Genomic DNA, 6,517 nt, shown 5'->3' on the forward strand with positions numbered 1-6,517 from the left:
GCGGAAGCCGATGACAGAGCGCAGATGTTCGAGGTTGACGATGTGCTCGCGCCAGAGGTTGTCGAGCGTCTGCAGCACCACGGAACGCTCGACATAGGTCATGAGTTCGGCGCCAAAACGCTCGGCCTTTTCCTTCATTTCCTTGTCGGCGGCGTCCTTGATGCGCGTGAACACATCGTCTTCGGCAATGCCTTCCTCGGCCGCCCAGGCTTCGATCGGCAGGTCGAGGTTGAGATATTCAAGCGCTTCGGCGCGCAGGTCCTTGACATTCCACTGCTCGGCATAGGCCTTTTCCGGCATGTGCTTCTTGGTGATCACCTCGATCACTTCGTCGCGCATGTCCTCGACCGTCTCGGTCATGCTCTCGGCTTCCATCAGCTCAAGGCGTTGTGAGTAGATCACCTTGCGCTGGTCGTTGAGCACGTCGTCATATTTGAGCAGGTTCTTGCGAATGTCGAAGTTACGGGCCTCGACCTTCTTCTGGGCGCGTTCCAGCGCCTTGTTGATCCACGGATGGATGATCGCCTCGCCTTCCTTGAGGCCGAGCTTGACCAGCATCGAATCCATACGATCGGAACCGAAGATGCGCATCAGGTCGTCCTGCAAAGACAGGAAGAATTTTGAGCGGCCCGGGTCACCCTGACGGCCGGAGCGGCCGCGCAACTGGTTGTCGATGCGGCGGCTTTCATGGCGCTCGGTGGCGAGAACATAAAGGCCGCCGGCGGCCAGCGCCTGTTGCTTGAGCGTCTTGACCTCATCGCGGATCGCGGCTTCGCGCGACTGACGCTCCTGACCCGGCTCAAGATCGGTCAGTTCCTGTTCGATGCGCATGTCCGGGTTGCCGCCGAGCTGGATGTCGGTGCCGCGGCCGGCCATGTTGGTGGCAATGGTGACGGCACCCGGCACGCCGGCCTGGGCGACGATATAGGCTTCCTGCTCGTGATAGCGGGCGTTCAGCACCTGGAAATTGGAAAAACCCTGCTTTCTCAGGCGGTCGGCGAGCTGTTCGGACTTTTCGATCGAGGTCGTACCGACCAGCACCGGTTGGCCGCGCTTGTGGCTGTCGAGAATGTCGGCGATGATCGCCTTGTACTTCTCCTCGACTGTTCGGTAGACCTCGTCATCTTCGTCGAGACGCTTGATCGGCAGGTTGGTCGGCACTTCAACGACTTCGAGGCCATAGATGTTGCCGAATTCTTCCGCTTCGGTCGATGCCGTACCGGTCATGCCGGCCAGCTTGTCATACATGCGGAAATAGTTCTGGAACGTGATCGAGGCCAGCGTCTGGTTTTCAGGCTGGATCGACACCTTCTCCTTGGCTTCGAGCGCCTGGTGCAGGCCCTCCGAAAAGCGGCGGCCGGGCATCATGCGGCCGGTGAATTCGTCGATGATCACGACTTCGTCGTTGCGGACGATGTAATCCTTGTCGCGCTGGAACATTTTGTGCGCTTTGAGCGCGTTGTTGACGTGGTGGACGACGGCGACGTTCTCGACGTCGTAAAGCGACTCGCCCTTCAGGTGGCCGGCGGCGCGCAGCAGATTTTCGAGTTTCTCGGTGCCGACTTCGGAAAAGTTGACCGACTTCTGCTTCTCGTCGAGCTCATAGTCATCCTTGTTGAGCATCGGGATGAAGGCGTCGATCGTATTATAGAAGTCGGAACGGTCGTCGAGCGGGCCGGAAATGATCAGCGGCGTGCGCGCCTCGTCGACCAGGATCGAGTCGACTTCGTCGACGATGGCGAAATAGTGGTCGCGCTGGACCATCTGGCTTTTCTCGTACTTCATATTGTCGCGCAGATAATCGAAGCCGAGTTCGTTGTTGGTGGCGTAGGTGACGTCGCAGGCATAAGCTGCGCGGCGCTGGTCGTCGTCGAGACCATGGACGATGACGCCGGTTGTCAGGCCGAGGAAGCCGTAGATCTTGCCCATCATCTGCGCGTCGCGCTGGGCGAGGTAGTCATTGACGGTCACGAGGTGCACGCCCCTGCCGGCGAGCGCGTTGAGATAGATGGGCAGCGTGGCGACCAGCGTCTTGCCTTCGCCGGTCTTCATTTCGGCGATGCCCTTCTCATGCAGGATCATGCCGCCGGTCAGCTGGACGTCGAAAGGTCTCAAGCCAAGCACGCGCCGGGCTGCTTCACGGGCGACCGCAAAAGCCGGAGCCAGAATGTCGTCCAGCGTCTTGCCGGCGGCAAGCTGCTGCTTGAATTCGGCCGTCTTAGCCCTGAGCTGGTCATCCGTCAGCGCCTTTATCTGCGGCTCAAGCGCGTTGATCTCGCTGACGCGAGTGGAATATGAGCGAATGCGGCGTTCGTTGGAGGAGCCGAACAATTTGCGGGCCAGGCCGCCGAGACTGACCATCGTCATGGTCCTTTCTGAACTCAATCTTTGTTGCCGGAACGTATCGTCGACCGAAGTAAATCTGCCGGAAAACGTTCCACCGCACACTTCTATTCAAGCGCGCAAATCTGCGAGACAGATAAGAGGGGGCGTCTGGCATGTCAACTCAATGCGGTCGGACTCCCGCTTTTCCATTTGCCTTTTGGCCGGAAAAATGCAAATCCCGGGGCCACCTTTCGTAAATGCTCTAAAATGGTGAAAAAATGTTCCGCAAAGGCCTGCTCGCAGCCACTGCTCTGACCGCCCTCCTGGCCGTAGGCCCCATCGCCAACGCCGCAGATGCCAAGGATCCGGTCGTCGCCAAGATCGATGGCGTCGAGATCACCAAATCCGGCCTTGAACTTGCCGAGGGCTTCATCGATCCGCAGACGGCGCAGCAGCTGCCGCCGGACAAGAAGCAGATCGCAGCGCTGACGGCATTGATCGACGCCAAGGTCGTCGCCGAAAAGGCCAAGACCGAGAAGCTCGATGATGACGTCGATTTCAAGACGCGCGTCCAGTTCATTGTCGATCGCGAGCTGCACAACGAATATTTCAAGAAGCATATTGTCGACGCGATCACCGATGCCGATCTCAAGGCGCGCTATGATGCCGAAGTCGCCAAGATTCCGAAGGAAGAAGAGATTCATGCCCGCCACATCCTGGTGAAGACCGAGGATGAGGCCAAGGCGATCATCAAGGAACTCGACGCCGGCAAGGATTTCGCCAAGCTCGCCAAGGAAAAGTCGACCGATCCGAACAAATCCGATGGCGGCGATCTCGGCTTTTTCAAGAAGGGCCAGATGGTGCCGGAATTCGAAGCTGCGGCTTTCGCGCTCGAAAAGGGCAAGCACAGCGAAACCCCGATCAAGACCCAATTCGGCTACCATGTGATCCTGGTCGAGGATAAGCGCACTGCCGCTCCGCCGTCCTTCGATCAGGTCAAGGACCAGGTGCGGCAGCTCGTCATCCGCGAAAAGTATGTGGCGCTGCTCACCGCCGCCAAGGCGAGTGCCAAGGTCGAGATCCTCGATCCGCAGCTCAAGAAGGGCTACGACGAGGAAAACAAGCCGGCTAAGTAATTCAACCCGGGACGGCGCCTGCACGAGGCAGGCGCCTTCTCGTTTTGAGCCATCACGCTTCTGCGTCTGTGCGTTGCCCTGGGACAGGCGTCCCAAATCGAGGTTCAGGGTCATGTCCCACGCTGTCTCCCCGCTCGCGCCGAAAAATTTTCCCGTCATGCCGGTGATCGACGGTGTCCGCATGGCCACCGCCGAAGCCGGCATCAAGTACAAGAACCGCACCGACGTGCTGATGATGGTGTTCGACGAACCGGCGAGCGTCGCTGGCGTCTTCACCCGCTCGAACTGCCCCTCGGCGCCGGTGGATTTCTGCCGCGCCAACCTGAAGGGCGGCCAGGCTCGCGCTGTCGTGGTCAATTCCGGCAATGCCAACGCTTTTACCGGCAAGAAGGGCAAGGCTGCGACGGAACTGACGGCCAAGTCGGCCTCCGAAGCGGTGGGCTGTTCGGTGGGTGAGGTTTTCCTTGCCTCGACCGGCGTGATTGGCGAGCCGCTCGATGCTACGAAATTTGCCGGCGTGCTGGGCGATATGAACGTGCGCGCGACGGGCGATTTCTGGCTGGAAGCCGCCAAGGCGATCATGACCACGGATACCTATCCGAAGGTCGCGACCCGGACGGCGCAGATTTCCGGCACCACCGTCACAATCAACGGCATTGCCAAGGGTGCGGGCATGATCGCGCCTGACATGGCGACGATGCTGTCTTTCGTCGTCACCGATGCGAATATCGCCCCGAACGTGCTGCAGAGCCTGCTTTCGCGGGGGGTCGGCCCGAGCTTCAACTCGGTCACTGTCGATAGCGACACCTCGACCTCCGACACGCTGATGCTGTTCGCCACTGGCGCAGCTGCCCGGCACGGCCAGAAGCGGGTCGAGATCGATGGTGGCGAGGTCGCCGGTTTCGCTGAGGCGCTCAACAGCCTGCTGCTCGACCTCGCCCACCAGGTCGTCTGCGATGGCGAAGGCGCTCGCAAGATGGTCGAGGTCACTGTCACCGGCGCTGTCAGCCACGAGAGCGCCAAGAAGATCGCGCTTTCGATCGCCAATTCACCGCTGGTCAAGACCGCGATCGCCGGCGAGGATGCCAATTGGGGCCGTGTCGTCATGGCTGTCGGCAAGGCCGGCGAGCCCGCAGACCGCGATCTGCTCGAAATTCGCTTCGGCGATATTCGCGTTGCGGTCGAGGGCGAGCGTGACCCTGATTATTCCGAGGCGGCTGCTTCGGCGGTCATGAAGAACCAGAAAATCCCTGTCAGAGTCGATCTCGGCCTCGGCCTGGGCAAGGCGACGGTGTGGACGTGCGACCTCACCAAGGAATATGTCGAAATCAATGGCGACTACCGTAGCTGATATGAGCCGTGTCCGGCTGCCGTTGGTGCGACGGCTGGAGGCGGCAGGATTCCGGGCATGGCCTGCGGCGAAGGTAACGTTCGACGGCAGCTGGCAATTGCGCCTGACGCCCGGCCATCCTTCCAAGCGCCTGAATTCGCTCGTGCCGCTCGACCCGTTCGACGGTTCGGACATGGCCGCGCGTATCCGCGCCGCCGAGGAAGCCTTCGCGTCCAATGGCCTGACGGCGTCGATCCGGCAATCGCCGCTTTGCCCACCAGGCCTCCCGGATTTGCTGGCGCATGAAGGCTGGGTACCGAAGTCGCGGACATTGGTCATGGCCGCCGATCTCGACGCGGTCGATACCGACCATGGCATGGATCACCTGCCGACCCACGACATACAGCGCTTTTCCGAAGCCTGCGTGAAGATCGACGATGGCCGCGAGACGACCGCGCCTGTGCTCGGCGGCATTATCGGCTCGATCGAGCCGACTGCCGGCCTGTTCCTGATGGAAGATTCCGAAGGCCCGAAGGCGGTCGGCATCTGTGTGCAGGACAATGAGCTCGCCGGCCTGCAGCAGATCGTGGTCGCAAAAAGCGCGCGCCGCCGGGGGCTCGGTCTCGAACTGGTTTCGGCGGCGCTGCGCTGGGCGCGGCTCCGCGGCGCCCGGCATGGTTGGCTGCAGGTGATCGCCGACAATCACCCGGCCCGGACGCTTTACGAACGGATCGGTTTCAAACCGGTCTACGACTACTGCTACTGGCAGAAAGAGGCCTGACATGGCGGATGGCGGCAATCGCATCGTGCTGGTCGCGGCCTGCGCGCTGATCGATGCGGATGGCCGCGTGCTGCTTGCCCAGCGTCCGGAAGGCAAATCGATGGCCGGGCTCTGGGAATTTCCGGGCGGCAAGGTCGAGAAGGGCGAGACGCCGGAGGAGACGCTGGTTCGCGAGCTCCGGGAAGAACTCGGCATCGAAACCAAGATCCCCTGCCTCGCGCCGCTGACCTTTGCCAGCCACGCCTATGACGATTTCCACCTGCTGATGCCTCTTTATATATGCAGGCGCTATGAGGGCATCGCGCGCGGACTTGAAGGCCAGGCGATCAAATGGGTGCGGGCGAAGGATCTTCGGAGCTTCCCGATGCCGCCCGCCGACGACCCGCTCGTGCCGTTCCTCACCGATCTCCTGCCCTGATCGCTTGTACTCCCTACCGGCAAAAGGTCGGACATGTCCCGGTTTATAACGATCTGTTAAGACTTCGTTTAGCACTGGCCATTATCATTCCGGTAACCACGATCTGGAATGATAACAGGGCGCTGAACCATGGATGACGAGTTCTCGAAACCGCAGGAGCGGGAATTTTCGCGCGAGAGATCGGGTCCCATCGGTGCGCTCAACGTCGCCCTCCTGTTCGGCACGGCAATCATTGCGCTGACGCTGATCGTCACGCCGCTCGTGTCGCAGCAAAAGGACAGGATGGAGGCGAGCACCTTGGGCTATGACGACATCAAGACGGGATCGATCCCCTCGCATGATGGCAAGGTAAAGCATTACACGATCCGCCGGTCGGTCCTGCAGAGCGATCCGAGCGAGGTCTGCATTATCGATGACAATGGCAACAAGTCGGGGTGCTGAAGCGCCTCGACATGCCCACCGCATTGGTGGAGCAGTTTTCGGAGATCAACCTGCAGAATGTTGTCGAATTCGGCCGCAGTTGAGCC

Annotated in this window: 6 protein-coding genes; 5 read left to right on the forward strand and 1 reads right to left on the reverse strand. The window is 60.7% G+C overall.

The annotated features are described in order from the left end of the window. Window positions 1–2,361 (reverse strand): preprotein translocase subunit SecA (gene secA / locus AC1D06_RS41295; RefSeq protein ID WP_477991247.1); only part of this gene is annotated, 2,361 nt, incomplete at its 3' end. 242 nt (window positions 2,362–2,603) lie between these two features. Here secA and AC1D06_RS41300 point away from each other — a divergent pair. The 5 genes from AC1D06_RS41300 to AC1D06_RS41320 all read left to right on the forward strand — a co-directional run bounded on the left by AC1D06_RS41300 (window position 2,604) and on the right by AC1D06_RS41320 (window position 6,431). Next, complete coding sequence (locus tag AC1D06_RS41300) at window positions 2,604–3,461, forward strand: peptidylprolyl isomerase (protein WP_477991244.1); 858 nt, start codon at window positions 2,604–2,606, stop codon at window positions 3,459–3,461. A gap of 112 nt (window positions 3,462–3,573) precedes the next feature. Continuing rightward, window positions 3,574–4,812, forward strand: coding sequence for a bifunctional glutamate N-acetyltransferase/amino-acid acetyltransferase ArgJ (gene argJ, locus AC1D06_RS41305; protein WP_477878191.1), 1,239 nt, complete (start codon window positions 3,574–3,576; stop codon window positions 4,810–4,812). Continuing rightward, entirely contained in the window at window positions 4,793–5,572 is a 780-nt protein-coding gene (locus AC1D06_RS41310; protein WP_477878190.1) for a GNAT family N-acetyltransferase, read from the forward strand. Before argJ ends, AC1D06_RS41310 begins: the two co-directional genes overlap by 20 nt. A 1-nt stretch (window position 5,573) precedes the next feature. Beyond that, window positions 5,574–5,990, forward strand: coding sequence for a (deoxy)nucleoside triphosphate pyrophosphohydrolase (locus AC1D06_RS41315; protein ID WP_477991245.1), 417 nt, complete (start codon window positions 5,574–5,576; stop codon window positions 5,988–5,990). 129 nt (window positions 5,991–6,119) lie between these two features. Next, complete coding sequence (locus AC1D06_RS41320; protein ID WP_477878188.1) at window positions 6,120–6,431, forward strand: hypothetical protein; 312 nt, start codon at window positions 6,120–6,122, stop codon at window positions 6,429–6,431. The last annotated feature ends 86 nt before the right edge of the window (window positions 6,432–6,517 follow it).

It is taken from the genome of Rhizobium sp. P2_G2 (assembly GCF_056403555.1).